Source organism: Pseudomonas putida (genome assembly GCF_028682455.1).
Classification (GTDB): Bacteria; Pseudomonadota; Gammaproteobacteria; order Pseudomonadales; family Pseudomonadaceae; genus Aquipseudomonas; species Aquipseudomonas putida_AA.
Genome location: NZ_JANHLD010000001.1, coordinates 1,434,727 through 1,450,314, shown reverse-complemented (window position 1 = coordinate 1,450,314; position 15,588 = coordinate 1,434,727). Strand labels below are relative to the sequence as shown.

Annotated in this window: 14 protein-coding genes; 5 read left to right on the top strand and 9 right to left on the bottom strand. The window is 62.5% G+C overall.

Annotated features, from left to right (window positions below; genetic code table 11):
- The first annotated feature begins 186 nt into the window (after window positions 1–186).
- The 5 genes from leuS to NPS58_RS07140 all read left to right on the top strand — a co-directional run bounded on the left by leuS (window position 187) and on the right by NPS58_RS07140 (window position 6,160).
- Window positions 187–2,793 (top strand): leucine--tRNA ligase, encoded by a 2,607-nt coding sequence (gene leuS / locus NPS58_RS07160; RefSeq protein WP_274114680.1) that lies wholly within the window; start codon window positions 187–189, stop codon window positions 2,791–2,793.
- A gap of 65 nt (window positions 2,794–2,858) precedes the next feature.
- On the top strand, window positions 2,859–3,467 hold the full coding sequence (gene lptE / locus NPS58_RS07155; protein ID WP_274114678.1) for an LPS assembly lipoprotein LptE: 609 nt from the start codon (window positions 2,859–2,861) through the stop codon (window positions 3,465–3,467).
- A 36-nt stretch (window positions 3,468–3,503) separates the two neighbouring features.
- The gene (holA, locus tag NPS58_RS07150; RefSeq protein WP_274114676.1) at window positions 3,504–4,541 is read left to right on the top strand and encodes a DNA polymerase III subunit delta; all 1,038 of its coding nucleotides are present in this window, start codon (window positions 3,504–3,506) and stop codon (window positions 4,539–4,541) included.
- Window positions 4,542–4,626: 85 nt separating this feature from the next.
- Window positions 4,627–4,782 carry an alternative ribosome rescue factor ArfA gene (gene arfA, locus NPS58_RS07145; protein WP_274114674.1) on the top strand — a complete coding sequence of 52 codons (156 nt, stop codon included), beginning with the start codon at window positions 4,627–4,629 and terminating at the stop codon, window positions 4,780–4,782.
- A 61-nt stretch (window positions 4,783–4,843) separates the two neighbouring features.
- Window positions 4,844–6,160 carry a lytic murein transglycosylase gene (locus NPS58_RS07140; RefSeq protein ID WP_274114672.1) on the top strand — a complete coding sequence of 439 codons (1,317 nt, stop codon included), beginning with the start codon at window positions 4,844–4,846 and terminating at the stop codon, window positions 6,158–6,160.
- Between the two features lie 29 nt (window positions 6,161–6,189).
- Here NPS58_RS07140 and NPS58_RS07135 read toward each other — a convergent pair whose 3' ends face one another.
- From NPS58_RS07135 to mrdA, 9 genes are all read right to left on the bottom strand, one after another.
- Window positions 6,190–7,149, bottom strand: coding sequence for a S66 peptidase family protein (locus tag NPS58_RS07135; RefSeq protein WP_274114670.1), 960 nt, complete (start codon window positions 7,147–7,149; stop codon window positions 6,190–6,192).
- A gap of 87 nt (window positions 7,150–7,236) precedes the next feature.
- A complete protein-coding gene (gene lipA / locus NPS58_RS07130) occupies window positions 7,237–8,235 on the bottom strand; it encodes a lipoyl synthase (protein WP_028944400.1) in 999 nt (332 codons plus the stop codon).
- Between the two features lie 2 nt (window positions 8,236–8,237).
- On the bottom strand, window positions 8,238–8,885 hold the full coding sequence (gene lipB / locus NPS58_RS07125) for a lipoyl(octanoyl) transferase LipB (RefSeq protein ID WP_274114668.1): 648 nt from the start codon (window positions 8,883–8,885) through the stop codon (window positions 8,238–8,240).
- Window positions 8,885–9,160 (bottom strand): DUF493 domain-containing protein, encoded by a 276-nt coding sequence (locus NPS58_RS07120; RefSeq protein WP_028944402.1) that lies wholly within the window; start codon window positions 9,158–9,160, stop codon window positions 8,885–8,887. Before NPS58_RS07120 ends, lipB begins: the two co-directional genes overlap by 1 nt.
- Window positions 9,161–9,236: 76 nt before the next feature.
- Complete coding sequence (locus tag NPS58_RS07115; RefSeq protein ID WP_028944403.1) at window positions 9,237–10,397, bottom strand: D-alanyl-D-alanine carboxypeptidase family protein; 1,161 nt, start codon at window positions 10,395–10,397, stop codon at window positions 9,237–9,239.
- A 134-nt stretch (window positions 10,398–10,531) separates the two neighbouring features.
- A complete protein-coding gene (locus NPS58_RS07110) occupies window positions 10,532–11,527 on the bottom strand; it encodes a septal ring lytic transglycosylase RlpA family protein (RefSeq protein WP_274114665.1) in 996 nt (331 codons plus the stop codon).
- Window positions 11,527–12,537, bottom strand: coding sequence for a lytic murein transglycosylase B (gene mltB / locus NPS58_RS07105; protein WP_274114663.1), 1,011 nt, complete (start codon window positions 12,535–12,537; stop codon window positions 11,527–11,529). The genes NPS58_RS07110 and mltB overlap by 1 nt, the downstream gene beginning before the upstream one ends.
- A gap of 17 nt (window positions 12,538–12,554) precedes the next feature.
- The gene (gene rodA / locus NPS58_RS07100) at window positions 12,555–13,658 is read right to left on the bottom strand and encodes a rod shape-determining protein RodA (RefSeq protein ID WP_274115373.1); all 1,104 of its coding nucleotides are present in this window, start codon (window positions 13,656–13,658) and stop codon (window positions 12,555–12,557) included.
- 38 nt (window positions 13,659–13,696) lie between these two features.
- Window positions 13,697–15,586: a penicillin-binding protein 2 gene (gene mrdA / locus NPS58_RS07095; RefSeq protein WP_274114661.1), complete on the bottom strand. Its 1,890-nt coding sequence runs from the start codon at window positions 15,584–15,586 to the stop codon at window positions 13,697–13,699.
- Window positions 15,587–15,588 lie beyond the last annotated feature (2 nt).

Here is a 15,588-nt window from a genome sequence, read left to right as displayed (position 1 = left end):
TCACTCGCAAAAGCAGCAGGGCGCCGCGACCAACGGCCCGCAGCGCCGCGCCCAGTGCAATCAGGGTTTCCCTCGGTGGACGGCGGTCATGTATGCTAGGGCGTTCACCCTTTTGACACCGGATTGCCGATGCAGCGTTTTTTCGCTGCCTGGATAAGGTCTCCCATTTCTCAGCGCAAAGTAGCCATGCACGAACTCTATCAGCCCCGCGAAATCGAAGCCGCCGCCCAATCGTTTTGGGACGAGCGAAAGTCTTTTGAAGTCAGTGAACAGGAAGGCAAAGACACGTTCTACTGCCTATCGATGTTCCCGTACCCAAGCGGCAAGCTACACATGGGCCACGTGCGCAACTACACCATCGGTGACGTGATTGCCCGCTACCAGCGCATGCTGGGCAAGAACGTCATGCAACCGATGGGCTGGGACGCCTTCGGCATGCCGGCCGAAAACGCCGCGATGAAGAACAACGTCGCTCCGGCCAAGTGGACGTACGAAAACATCGACTACATGAAGACCCAGCTCAAGAGCCTGGGCCTTGCCTTCGACTGGTCGCGCGAAGTCACCACCTGCAAGCCTGACTACTACCGCTGGGAACAGTGGCTGTTCACCCGCCTGTTCGAAAAAGGCGTGATCTACCGCAAGAACGGTACCGTGAACTGGGACCCGGCCGACCAGACGGTACTGGCCAACGAGCAGGTCATCGACGGCCGTGGCTGGCGTTCGGGCGCGCTGATCGAGAAGCGCGAAATCCCGATGTACTACTTCAAGATCACCGACTACGCCGACGAGCTGCTGGAAAGCCTCGACGAGCTGCCGGGCTGGCCTGAACAGGTCAAGACCATGCAGCGCAACTGGATCGGCAAGTCCCGCGGCATGGAAGTACAGTTCCCCTACGATCAAGCCAGCATCGGCCACGCCGGCGCACTGAAGGTGTTCACTACCCGTCCCGACACCCTGATGGGCGCCACCTACGTGGCCGTTGCCGCCGAGCATCCACTGGCCACCCAGGCCGCCCAGGGCAACCCGCAGCTGCAAGCGTTCATCGACGAATGCAAGAGCGGCAGCGTCGCCGAAGCCGACGTCGCCACCCAGGAGAAAAAGGGCCTGGCCACCTCGCTGTTCGTCGAGCACCCGCTGACCGGTGAAAAACTGCCGGTATGGGTCGCCAACTATGTATTGATGCACTACGGCGATGGCGCGGTAATGGCCGTTCCGGCCCATGACGAACGTGATTTCGAGTTCGCCAGGAAGTACAACCTGCCGTTCAAGGCAGTCATTCGCACCAGCCTGGGCGATGACGTGCCGGCCGAGTGGGATGCTGCCTGTGGCGAACACGGCATGCTGATCAACTCCGGTGAGTTCGATGGCCTGGACTTCCCGGGTGCCTTCGATGCCATCGAAGTGGCCCTGATCAAGAAGGAACTCGGCAAGTCGCGCACCCAGTTCCGCCTGCGCGACTGGGGCATCAGCCGCCAGCGCTACTGGGGCTGCCCGATCCCGATCATCCACTGCCCGTCCTGCGGCGACGTGCCGGTCCCTGAAGACCAGTTGCCGGTCACCCTGCCTGAAGACGTGGTACCGGACGGCGCCGGTTCGCCATTGGCACGCATGCCTGAGTTCTACGAGTGCACCTGCCCTAAATGCGGCACGGCGGCCAAGCGTGAAACCGATACCATGGACACCTTCGTCGAGTCGTCCTGGTACTTCGCTCGCTACGCCTCGCCAAACTACGAAGGCGGCATGGTCGATCCGAAGGCTGCCAACCACTGGCTGCCGGTAGACCAGTACATCGGCGGTATCGAACACGCCATCCTGCACCTGCTGTATGCGCGCTTCTTCCACAAGCTGATGCGTGACGAAGGCCTGGTCACCTCCAACGAGCCGTTCAAGAACCTGCTGACCCAGGGCATGGTCGTTGCCGAAACCTACTACCGCGTTGCCAGCAATGGCGGCAAGGACTGGTTCAACCCGGCCGACGTCGAAATCGAGCGCGATGCCAAGGCCAAGATCATTGGCGCCCGCCTGAAGACCGACGGCCTGCCGGTCGAGATCGGTGGCACCGAGAAGATGTCCAAGTCCAAGAACAATGGCGTTGACCCACAGGCGATGATCGATGCCTACGGCGCCGACACCTGCCGCCTGTTCATGATGTTCGCATCGCCGCCCGACATGAGCCTGGAGTGGTCCGACTCCGGGGTGGAAGGCGCCAACCGCTTCCTGCGCCGCGTCTGGCGCCTGGCGCAGGCCCATGTGACTCAGGGCTTGCCAGGCAAGCTCGACGTCACGGCCCTGGACGACGCCCAGAAGGTGATCCGCCGCGCCATCCACGCGGCCATCAAACAGGCCAGCATCGATGTCGGCCAGCACCACAAGTTCAACACCGCCATTGCCCAGGTAATGACCGTGATGAACGTACTGGAAAAAGCCCCGCAGGCGAGCGAGCAAGACCGCGCCCTGCTCCAGGAGGGCCTGGAAACCGTCGCCCTGATCCTCGCCCCGATCACACCGCACATCAGCCATGAGCTGTGGCTGCGCCTGGGTCACCAGGATGCCGTGATCGATGCCGCCTGGCCGACACTGGACGAAAACGCCCTGGTCCAGGACAGCATCGTTCTGGTCATCCAGGTCAACGGCAAGCTGCGCGGGCAGATCGAAATGCCGGCCGGCGCCAGCCGTGAGGACATCGAAGCCGCCGCCCGCAGCAACGAGAACGTCGTGCGTTTCACCGAAGGCCTGAGCATCCGCAAGGTCATCGTGGTACCGGGCAAGCTGGTCAACATCGTCGCCAACTGACAGGACTGCGGGCCCGCATGAACGGCGGGCCCGCACACAGAATCGGCCCAAAAGGGAGCTACAAGATGATCAAACGCAATCTGCTGGTGATCGGCCTGGCCGTCATGCTCAGCGCCTGCGGTTTCCAGCTGCGCGGCACCGGCCAGACCGAACTGGCCATCAAGGAACTGGACCTTAGCGCACGCAACGCCTACGGCGATACCGTGACCCAGCTGCGCCAGGCCCTGCAGAGCAGTGGCGTCAACGTACACGCCGGCGCACCGTACAAACTGATCCTGACCAATGAGCAAGAATCGCAGCGGGCAGCCTCCTACGCGGGCGGCTCCGGTCGCTCTGCTGAATACGAGCTGACCACCGTGCTGAGCTACTCCATCGACGGTCACAACGACACCAACCTGCTGAACGACAAACTCGAAGTGCGCAAGATCTACGTGCACGACGGCAACAACATCACCGGCTCCCAGCAGGAAGCTTCGCAGGCCCGCAAGGAAATGCGTCGTGAACTGGTGCAGAACATGCTGGTTCGCCTGCAACTTCTGACCCCGACCCAGCTCGAGGTGCTGCAGCACAAAGCCGACGAGCGCGCCCAGGCCCAGGCCGACGCCGTGGAAGCGGCCCGCCGCGCCCAGGAAGAGACGCCTCAGCAGTCGCCTCTGCAGTTGCCGGCCAACTGAGCCTGAACGGGGCACTTCGGTGCCCCGACTGCGACCATGAAACTCTCTCCCGCCCAACTCAGCAAGCACCTGCAAGGTAGCCTCGCACCGGTCTACGTGATCAGTGGCGACGATCCGCTGCTGTGTCAGGAAGCTGCCGATGCCGTGCGCGGTGCCGCGCGCCAGCAAGGCTTCGATGAACGCCAGGTATTCAGTGCCGACGCCAACTTCGACTGGGGCACCCTGCTCCAGGCCGGCGCCAGCCTGTCACTGTTCGCCCAGCGCCGCCTGCTGGAGCTGCGACTGCCCTCCGGCAAGCCCGGCGACAAGGGGGCTGCAGCCCTGATCGAATACTGCTCCCGGCCGGCCGAAGACACCCTGCTCCTGATTAGCCTGCCCAAGCTCGACGGCAGCGCGCAGAAGACCAAATGGGGCAAGGCGCTGATTGAAGGCCAACAAGTCCAGTTCATCCAGATCTGGCCTGTCGATGCCCAGCAACTGCCGCAATGGATCAATCAGCGCCTCTCCCAGGCCGGGCTCTGCGCCCAGCGTGATGCAGTGGACCTGATTGCCGCCCGGGTCGAAGGCAACTTGCTGGCCGCCGCGCAAGAGATCGAAAAGCTCAAGCTGTTGGCAGAGGGCAACCAGATCACGGTCGAAACCGTACAAGCAGCCGTGGCCGACAGCGCCCGCTTCGATGTCTTCGGGCTGGTCGATGCGATCCTCAACGGGGAGGCGGCTCATGCCCTGCGCATGCTCGAAGGCTTGCGCGGCGAAGGGGTCGAGCCACCGGTGATTCTCTGGGCCCTGGCCCGTGAGTTGCGCCTGCTGGCCAGCCTGGCCCAGCAGTTCAGCCAGGGCGTGCCGCTGGACAAGGCCTTCAGCCAGGCGCGGCCACCGGTCTGGGACAAGCGCAAACCACTGATGAGCAAAGCCTTGCAGCGCCATTCGGCGCAGCGCTGGAGCCAGCTGTTACAGGATGCCCAGCGCATCGATGCGCAAATCAAGGGCCAGCTCCAGGGTTCGCCCTGGACCAGCCTGGCGCGGCTTTCCTTGCTGATGGCGGGGCAGCGGCTGGCATTACCGGCCGAGTGAAAGCAAATCGCCCGATGGGAGCGGGCTTGCCCCGCGATACTTTCACCCCTATATTCGCGCTACCACCCACCCGGAGGTCTCCCCAATGAGCAAGAAAACCAGGCCCAACAAGGCCAAGTCACTCATCGCCCAACCCCTGTTCCGCTCCCGTCAGGAGCAACCAGGCAAAGGCAAAGGCAGCTACCGCCGCGAAGCCTTCCAATCGAGAGATTGGGAGGCTTCTTACTTTTTGGCCGCATAAAGGCAAGAATCCGGCAGGCATGATATGGTCGGCACCTGACCTGAAATACCTGGACCTGTGCATGCCCCTTTGTCTTTCCCGTCGTTGGCAGCCTCGCCAACTGATTGCCGCCTCCAGCCTCATCTTCCTTGTCGCCTGCGCGGAAAAACCCACCGCCGCCGATGCGCTGCCGCTGGCTCCCGCCCAGCCCGCCCCGGTCGTGACCGTGCCCAACCCCGCCGTCGACACCAGCAGCGAAATCCAACCGCTGCAAACCTTTGGCCAATGGCAGGCAGGCTTCCGTCAGCAAGCCCTGCAAGCAGGCATCAAGCCCACGACCTTCGACAGCGCGTTCCTTGGCGTCACGCCGGACATGGACGTGGTCAAGGCAGACCGTAGCCAGCCGGAGTTCACTCGCCCTGTATGGGAGTATCTGGACGGTGCGCTGTCGCCCCTGCGCGTTCGCAATGGCAAGGCGTTGCTGGAAAAACATGCTGCCCTGCTCAGCCAGATCGAACAACGCTATGGCGTCGACCGCGATGTCCTGGTTTCGGTCTGGGGCATGGAAAGCAACTTCGGCCAGTTCCAGGGCAACAAGTCGGTAATCCGCTCCCTGGCCACCCTGGCCTATGAAGGCCGTCGCCCGGCCTTTGCCCAGGCCCAGCTGATCGCTGCCCTGCAGATTCTGCAAAACGGCGATATCCAGCCCGATGCCATGCGCGGTTCCTGGGCTGGCGCCATGGGCCAGACCCAGTTCATTCCCACCACCTACAACACCCATGCCGTGGATTTCGACGGCGACGGGCGCCGGGATATCTGGAACAGTGCGGCTGACGCCCTGGCTTCCACCGCTCATTACCTGCAGAGCTCCGGCTGGAAACGCGGCGAGCCCTGGGGCTTCGAGGTGCAACTGGAGCCCGGCTTCGATTACTGGCTGGCCGATGGTGCCCAGCGCAAGAGCGTAGCCGAGTGGATGCAGCTGGGCCTGAAGCTGCCTGCCGGCGTACGCCTGCCCGCCGGCAGCGAGCAGCTCTCCGCTGCCCTGCTGCTGCCTGCGGGCTATCGCGGCCCGGCATTCCTGGTGCTAGACAACTTCCGCGCCATTCTCAAGTACAACAACTCGTCGTCCTACGCGATGGCGGTCGGCCTGCTCAGCCAGCGCTTCACGGGCTCGGGCTATATCGCTGGCAGCTGGCCGAAGGACGATCTACCCCTCAGCCGCAGCGAGCGTGTCGAGCTGCAGACCCTGCTCAGCGCCAAGAACTACGACGCCGGCACTGCCGACGGCATCATCGGCGCCAACACCCGCAAGGCGATCCGAAGCGCTCAACAAGCACTGGGCTGGCCCGCCGACGGCTATCCGACCCACAAGTTGCTGGAAAGCCTGCGCCAGCGCTGAACAAAAACGCCCCTTCAACGGGGCGTTTTTTATTGCGCGAACAGATCTTGTCGCAGTTGCAGTCGATGACGGTCGGCATCCAGGTGCACCTGGGCGCCCAAGGGCAGGGTCAGGTTGGGATCGCAGTGCCCGCTGCGCCAGCCGGCCAGCACCGGAATCTGCAACGGCTCGAACATCTGCCTGAACAGCGGCGCGAGTTGCGCCGGATCCAGGCCTGCAAAATCACCCACCAGCACCCCGCGTAGCCCCTCGAACTTGCCGGCCAGGCGCAACTGGGTCAACAGCCGGTCGATGCGGAACAACGGTTCGTTGACGTCCTCGATGAACAGGATGCCGCCCTGGCTGTGCAGTTCGGCCGGTGTGTTCAGGGTGGCGCAGATCATCGCCAGATTACCGCCGATCAGACGGCCTGTAGCAGCCCCAGGAACGATTGTGCTCAACGGGTAGGCCTTGGGGTGCTCCAGGGAGTCACCGCGCCCGAAACGCCCACCGATCAGCTTGAACAGTGAGGACACCGTCGGCTCCTGCTTGTCGGCCAACAGCTCGGACTTGAGCATCGCGCCATGGAACGTTACGAAGCCGGCATGCCGGGCGATGGCACTGTGCAAGGCGGTGATGTCGCTGTAGCCCACCAGCGGCTTGGGATTGCGTCGCAGCAGCTCATAGTCGATGCCGTCGAGCAGACGCATGCTGCCATACCCCCCTCGCAGGCAGATGATGGCGTCGACATCCGTGGCGGCAAACGCTGCATGCAGGTCTTCCAGTCGTCGGGCGTCACTCCCGGCGAGATAGCCCTCGGCTTCAGTCACACCTGGGTAAACCCGGCACTGGTAGCCCCGCGCCTTGAACCACTGGATGGCCTTGAGCGTATCGAGCTGGGCGGGACCGGCCGGGGCGATGATCGCGATACGGCCATCGTCGGGCAGTGCCTTGGGCAACCGCAGGCTGCAGGCCTGCGACTCCTGTTGATAATCGGCGGGAAGGTTCATCCAGACATCTCCTTGCATGGACCGGGCAAACAAAAATGCCGATGTCGCTGGTCAGCGGACATCGGCATTCGGGGCGCCAGCATTCGATCAGAGCTTGATCTTGGCCTCATGTGCCTGCTGGTCGGCATGGTACGAGGAGCGTACCAACGGACCGGAAGCCACGTTCTTGAAGCCCATCTTGTAGCCTTCCTCGGCGAACCAGGCGAAGGTGTCCGGATGCACGAAGCGCTGCACCGGCAGGTGGCTGCGCGAAGGCTGCAGGTACTGGCCCAGGGTCAGCATATCGATGTTGTGCTCGCGCATGCGGTGCATCACTTCGATCACTTCTTCGTCGGTCTCGCCCAGGCCCAGCATCAGGCCAGACTTGGTCGGCACGTGCGGCACCAGTTCCTTGAACTTCTGCAGCAGGGTCAGCGACCACTGGTAGTCGGAGCCCGGACGCGCGGCCTTGTACAGGCGCGGTACGGTTTCAAGGTTGTGGTTGAACACATCCGGTGGTGTTTCGGCGGTAATGGCCAGGGCCACGTCCATGCGTCCGCGGTAGTCCGGCACCAGGGTCTCCAGCTGCACGCCCGGCGACAACGCACGGATCTCGCGGATGCAGTCGGCAAAATGCTGGGCACCGCCGTCGCGCAGGTCGTCGCGGTCCACCGAGGTGATCACCACGTACTTCAGGCGCAGGTCGGCAATGGCGACGGCCAGGTTCTTCGGCTCGTCCACATCCAGGGGCTTCGGACGACCATGGCCAACGTCACAGAATGGGCAACGGCGGGTGCAGATGTCGCCCATGATCATGAACGTCGCGGTACCACCGGAGAAGCACTCGCCCAGGTTCGGGCAGGAAGCCTCTTCACACACACTGTGCAGTTTGTGCTTGCGCAGCAGTTGCTTGATGCGGTCGACCTCTGGCGAAACCGGGATACGCACGCGGATCCAGTCAGGCTTTTTCGGCAGTTCGTCGGTGGGGATGATCTTTACCGGGATACGCGCAACTTTCTCTGCGCCACGCAGCTTGACGCCCGCTTCGACCTTGGGGCGTGGCGCTGGTGTCACGGTTTGCACTGGTTCTTGCACAACAGTAGTCATATTCAGAAGATTCCGCCCGTAAGGGTCGTCTGCTCAGCATAGTCGAGGTGCTTGACCAGCTGCCCGCGCAGCCTTGCCCTTACCTCAGAGAGTTCGATCGGGCCTGCCTGGTCGCTCAGCTGGGTCATGGCCAGCCCCGCATACCCGCAGGGGTTAATCCGGTGGAATGGCGCAAGGTCCATGTCCACGTTCAGGGCAAGGCCATGGAAGGAACAGCCATTGCGAATCCGCAAGCCGAGGGAGGCGATTTTCGCCCCATCGACATAAACGCCCGGCGCATCGGCCTTGGCCGCCGCCTCGACGTTGTAACTGGCGAGCAATTCGATCAGGCAGCGCTCCATGCGACTGACCAGATCGCGCACACCGAAACCCAGTCGGCGCACGTCCAGCAACAGGTAGGCCACCAACTGGCCCGGCCCGTGATAGGTCACCTGGCCTCCGCGATCAGTCTGCACCACCGGGATGTCACCCGGTATCAGCAGGTGCTCGGCCTTGCCCGCCTGGCCCTGGGTGAACACCGACGGGTGTTCCACCAGCCAGATTTCGTCGCCTGTTTCAGGGCCGCGCTGGTCGGTGAACCGACGCATGGCCTCGAGCACAGGTTCGTAAGGCAGCAGGCCGAGTTCGCGAAAGCCGAGGCTCGCCGGCATCACAGCACCATTTTCACGATTCCGGTAGCGCGCAAGGCGCTATTGATATTGTGCAGCTGGTCTTCACCGGTAGCGACGATGTGCAGCTGCACGGTGGTGTACTTGCCTTCCTTGCTCTGGCGTTCGGCCAGGGTCTTGAGATCGACCTCGGCGTACTTCTTGAGGATCTCGATCACCGTGTCCTTGAAATTGACCACGGTGTCGCCGATTACCTTGATCGGGTAATCAGCGCAGGGGAATTCGATTTTGTGCGACTTGACGTCAGGTTCGGTCATGGCGGTAACGGCCTCGTAAGCCGTGGCAACAACAACGCCCCCGCGTGTGTTGGCGGGGGCGTGGCAGGTCACGATATCAGTTGAACAACCCGTAGAAGAATAGCCGAATGCTATCCCAGACTCGACGGAAGAAACCACCTTCCTCCACAGGCTCCAGTGCGATCAGGTCAGCGCTGTGAACCACTTTGTCATCCAGTTTGACTTCCACTTTACCAATCACGTCACCTTTGGCGATCGGTGCCATCAGTTGTGGGTTCATGGTCATGCTTGCGGCCAGGCGTTTCAATTGGCCTTTAGGCAAAGTCATGCTCAGGTCGTTGGCCAGACCGGCCTTGACCTGGCTGGTGGTGCCCTTCCAGACCGGCGCCTGGGCAAGCTCGGTACCCTTCTGGTAGAAGGTCTGGGTTTCGAAGAAGCGGAAACCGTAGGTCAGCAGCTTCTGGGTTTCGGCGGCACGCGATTGCTCGCTGTTGGTGCCGAAGACCACGGCGATCAGGCGCATGCCATCACGTACGGCCGAAGACACCATGCAGTAGCCGGCTTCGTCGGTGTGGCCGGTCTTCAGGCCGTCGACGGTCTTGTCGCGCCACAGCAGCAGGTTGCGGTTAGGCTGCTTGATGTTGTTCCAGAAGAACTCCTTCTGCGAGTAGATCGCATAATGAGCCGGGTCTTCGTGGATGATCGCGCGGGCCAGCACGGCCATGTCGTGAGCCGAGGAGTAATGCTCGGGGTTCGGCAGACCGGTCGGGTTCATGAAGTGGCTGTTGGTCATGCCCAGGTCAGCGGCGGTCTTGTTCATCATGTCGGCGAACGCGTCTTCGCTGCCGGCAATGTGCTCGGCCAGGGCGACGCTGGCATCGTTGCCCGACTGGATGATGATGCCGTGCAGCAGGTCGCTGACGCTGACCTGGGTGCCGACCTTGATGAACATGCGCGAACCACCGGTACGCCAGGCGTTTTCGCTGACGGTGACCGGGTCGTTCTCGCCGATTTGCCCGCGACGGATATCCAGGGTCGCGATGTAGGCAGTCATCAGCTTGGTCAGGCTGGCCGGCGGCAAACGCTCGTCACCATTGTTCTCGACCAGGACATTACCGCTGGAAGCTTCCATGAGCACGTAGGACTTGGCTGCCAGTTGCGGCGGCGACGGCATCATCTGCTCTGCCGCAAACGCAGCAGGGGTGATCATCAGCGGTACAAGCAGGCAAAGGCGTTTGGCAAAGCTGGTTATGTTCATCCGTCTCTCGAAATGGCTAATGGGCTCATGCCCTTATGGGCAAAACGTCTTCAGGCGCTGGGCCTTGCGAGCAAAACCGCCATTGTACATGGCGGTCAGGCCCGCTTGCATGACAAACCGACCAGTCCCCCCGGTCAGTCCGCCGTCACAACTTTTGGCTGGCCAAGGTTGGCCAGGCGCACACTGTCCTGCATCTGCTGGGCTTCGCCCTGGCTGTTGATCGGCCCCAGGCGCACCCGATGCAGGGTCTGCTGGTTACGCACCACCGAACTGATGAAGACCGGCGCGCTGACCATGCTGCTCAACTTGGAGCGCAACAACTCGGCGGCGTCCGGGTTGGCGAAGGCGCCGACCTGCAAGTAAAGACCATTGGCGGCCTGCGTACTGTTACGGGCGACCTGGAGCGGTACCACCGCGGCGGCATGCTGCTGCGGTGGCGGTGTCCATTGCTCGACCGTGCCGGTGCTGGCTGGCAGCGACTGGGTCTGGGCCACCTGGGGCTGATTGAGCACCATCGGCGCCGGCTGGCCGCGCTGGGCCCACCATTGTTGGGGGTCGATGCCCTCGACACGCACGCGAGCGGTACCGGTTTCGGCATAGCCGAGCTTCTTCGCCGCCGCATAGGACAGGTCGATGATGCGATCGGAGTAGAACGGACCACGGTCATTGACCCGCAGGATCACACTGCGCTGGTTGTCCAGGTTGGTGACCTTGACGTACGCCGGCAGCGGCAGGGTCTTGTGTGCCGCACTCATGCCATAGAGGTCGTAGACCTCACCGTTGGCGGTGTTCTGGCCGTGGAACTTGGTGCCGTACCAGGAGGCCGTACCTTCGGCGCGGTAGTTGCGCGACTCCTGGATCGGGAAGTAGGTCTTGCCCAGCACGGTGTAGGGGTTGGCCTTGTAGTTGCCAGTGTGCACGGTCGGCGTGGCATCGGGAATCTTCGACACGTCGACGTCCCACCAGGGCGCACCATCCTTGTGGGCACGGTTGATGTCCAGGCCTGGCTTGGCCTTGACCACCGTGGTGCTTTGAGGTGCCGGCTTGCTCGAAGAGCAACTGGCCAGCAACAGGCCCAGGGCCGCACAGCCGATCAGTTTGAGAGAGGTATCAGAAAACAATACGCGCATTACTTGGCGCCCCGTGCTTGAACCAGCAGGTCCGATAGCTGATGTACCGCCATGGCGTACATCACGCTGCGGTTGTAGCGAGTGATCGCGTAGAAGTTCTTCAGGCCCAGCCAGTATTCAGGGCCATTGTCACCTTCGAGCCGAAAGGCGGTGACCGGCAGATCATCGCGCAGCGCATCATGACTCGACCAGCCCAGTGCCCGCAACTCCCCGACAGTCTTGACCGCCTCTATACCGGGGCTCAGCCCCTCATCGACGCGTGTGCCAGTGACGCTGGCGCGGCTGACCACCTGCTCGCCCGCTACCCAGCCGTGACGCTTGAAATAGCTGGCGACACTGCCGATGGCATCGTCCGGGTTGTTCCAGATGTTGATGTGGCCATCACCGTCGAAGTCCACGGCATAGGCGCGAAAGCTGCTCGGCATGAACTGCGGCAGGCCCATAGCGCCGGCATAGGAGCCCTTGAGCGTCAGCGGATCGACCTGCTCTTCACGAGACAACAGCAAGAACTCGCGCAACTCCTTGCGGAAAAACTCGCTGCGCGGCGGGTAGTCGAAACCCAGGGTCGACAATGCGTCGATCACCCGATAGTTGCCGGTGTTGCGGCCAAAGAAGGTTTCAACGCCGATGATCGAGACGATCACCTGGGCCGGTACGCCGTACTCTTTCTCGGCGCGTGCCAGGGTTGCCTCGTGCTGGCGCCAGAAGTCGACACCGCGCGCCACACGGGCGTCGGTGAGGAACATCGGGCGATAGTCCTTCCAGGGCTTGACCCGCTCGGCGGGCCGGGAAATGGCATCGAGGATCGACTGCTTGCGCTGAACATCGCGAAACACATCCATCAGCTGTTCGCCGGCAAAACCGTAGTCGCGGGTCATCTCGCCGACGAACTCGGCCACCTGGGGTGAGCCGTCATAGTCCCCGGCGGTCGCCTGCTGTACCCCTCCGAGCAGGCCCACCAGGCCAACCCAGGGCGCGCAACGTGCGGCCCAGCCACGCATAAATTGCATGTAATTCTTCACCTTATTCAAACCTGTGCAATCCATTTGCGGTGCGTGTGGATCGACATTAAAACCCCAAACGCTGACAGCAGCGTCACTAACGAAGTTCCGCCATAACTAATGAAGGGCAACGGCACGCCCACCACGGGCAACAAGCCGCTGACCATACCGATATTGACGAACACATAAACAAAGAAGGTCATGGTCAGGCTGCCGGCCAGCAACTTGCCATAGAGCGTCTGGGCCTGGGCGGTAATCACCAGGCCACGGCCGATCAGTAGCAGGTAGATCAGCAGCAGCGCGCAGATCCCGACCAGCCCGAACTCCTCGCCCAGCACTGCGATAATGAAGTCGGTATGGCTTTCCGGCAGGAAGTCCAGGTGCGACTGCGTACCCAGCAGCCAGCCCTTGCCGAACACGCCACCGGAGCCGATGGCGGCCTTGGACTGGATGATGTTCCAGCCGGTGCCCAACGGATCGCTCTCTGGGTCGAGAAAGGTCAGCACCCGCTGCTTCTGGTAGTCGTGCATGACGAAGAACCACATGGCCACCGCCACCGGAACCGCAGCGGCAACCACGCTGACGATCCAGCGCCAGCGCAGCCCACCCATGAACAATACGAAGGCGCCCGATGCCAGGATCAGCAAGGCTGTTCCCAGGTCGGGCTGGCGGACGATAAGAATGAATGGCACGCCGATCATGATGAGGCTGATCACCACATGCTTCAGGTGCGGCGGCAGCGAGCGCTTGGCCAGGTACCAGGCGATGGTCGCCGGCATGATGATCTTCATGAACTCCGAAGGCTGGAAGCGGATCACCCCGGGGATGTTGATCCAGCGCGTGGCGCCCATGGCGTTGTGGCCCATGACGTCCACTACCACCAGCAGAATCACCCCGCAGACATACGCCAACGGCACCCAGCGGGCCATGAAGCGAGGCTCAAGCTGGGCAATGACGAACATCGACACCAGGCCGATACCAAAGGAGCTGGCCTGCTTGAGCAGCAAGTCCCAGTTCTTGCCACTGGCCGAATAGAGGACGAACAGGCTGCCGGCCGCCAGGGTCAGCAGCAAGATCAGCAAGGGACCGTCGATATGAATGCGCTGCAGGAAGCTGGCGCGACGGCGCATCACGTCCTCGCTGGAGAGCATGCGGTCGAAATTACTCTTCACGGGGCCGATTCCTGGGCAATGGGCGGGTTGGCGTATTCAGGCTTGAGGCGGCCATCGGGGCCCAGCAGCCAGGCATCCATGACCTGACGCACCACGGGCGCTGCAACGCCGGAGCCGGACTCACCGTTCTCGACCATCACCGACACCACGATCTTGGGGTTGTCCGCCGGGGCGAAACCGACAAACAAGGCGTGGTCGCGATGGCGCTCCTGCAACTTGTTGCGGTCGTACTTCTCACCCTGCTTGATCGCCACCACCTGGGCGGTACCACTCTTGCCGGCGATCCGGTACTGCGCGCCGATCGACGCCTTGCGCGCCGTACCGCGGGCACCGTGCATCACCTGCTCCATGCCGTGGGTGACCTTGTTCCAGTCGGACTTGTCACGCAGCACGATATCCTCGATAGGGTTCTCATCCACAGGCGGCAAGCCCTCGATGGTCTTGGCCAGGTGCGGACGGTTCCACTTGCCCTTGCTGGCAATCAGCGCGGTGGCCTGTGCCAACTGCAACGGCGTGGCCTGCATGTAGCCCTGGCCGATCCCCAGAATCAGGGTTTCGCCGGGGAACCAGGCCTGCCGGCGGGTGGCACGCTTCCATTCGCGCGACGGCATCAGGCCAGGCGACTCTTCGAACATGTCCAGCGACACCTTCTGGCCGATACCAAAACGGTTCATGTAGGTCGACAAGCGGTCGATGCCCATCTTGTGGGCCAGGTCGTAGAAGTAGGTGTCGTTGGAGCGCATGATCGCCGTATCCAGGTCGACCCAGCCGTCACCACTACGGTTCCAGTTACGATACTTGTGATCGTAATTGGGCAATTGGTAGTAACCGGGGTCGAACACCCGGCTCGAAGCCGTCACCACGCCGCTGTCCAGGCCGGCAATGGCCACCGCCGGTTTGATCGTCGAGCCTGGCGGGTACAACCCGCGCAGCACGCGGTTGAACAGTGGACGGTCGATGGAGTCACGCAGCTCGGCGTAGGCCTTGAAGCTGATGCCGGTCACGAACAGGTTCGGGTCGAAGCTTGGCTGGCTGACCATCGCCAGGACTTCCCCGGTGTTCGGGTCGAGCGCGACAATTGCACCACGGCGCCCGGCCAGTGCAGCTTCAGCGGCCTCCTGCAGCTTGATGTCCAGGCTCAGGACAATGTCCTTGCCAGGAATCGGGTCGGTGCGCTTGAGCACCCGCAGCACCCGGCCACGGGCGTTGGTCTCGACCTCTTCATAGCCCACCTGGCCGTGCAGTTCCGGCTCATAGAAGCGCTCGATACCGGTCTTGCCGATATGGTGAGTGCCGCTGTAGTTGACCGGATCCAGGGTCTTGAGCTCTTTCTCGTTGATCCGCCCGACATACCCCACCGAGTGCGCGAAATGCGCGCCTTGCGGGTAATGCCGCACCAATTGGGCGACCACCTCTACGCCGGGCAGGCGGAACTGGTTCACGGCGATACGAGCGATCTGCTCTTCAGTCAACTCGAACAGGATAGGTACCGGTTCGAATGGCCGACGCCCCTGACGCATGCGCTTCTCGAACAGGGTACGGTCGTCGGGCGTCAGCTCCAGCACTTCGACGATAACGTCCAGCACCTGCTGCCAGTCGCCGGAACGCTCCCGGGTCATGCTCAGGCTGAAGCTTGGGCGGTTATCGGCGATGATCACCCCGTTGCGGTCGAAGATCAGCCCACGGGTCGGCGGAATCGGCTGCACATGCACCCGGTTGTTTTCCGATAGCGTCGAGTGATACTCGTACTGGATCACCTGCAGGTAATACAGGCGCGCGATCAGGACGCAGATCAGCAGGACGATCGCCACGGCACCGACCACGACGCGACTGCGCACCAAACGGGCGTCTTTCTCGTGATCCTTGAGGCGAATCGGCTGCGTCATTG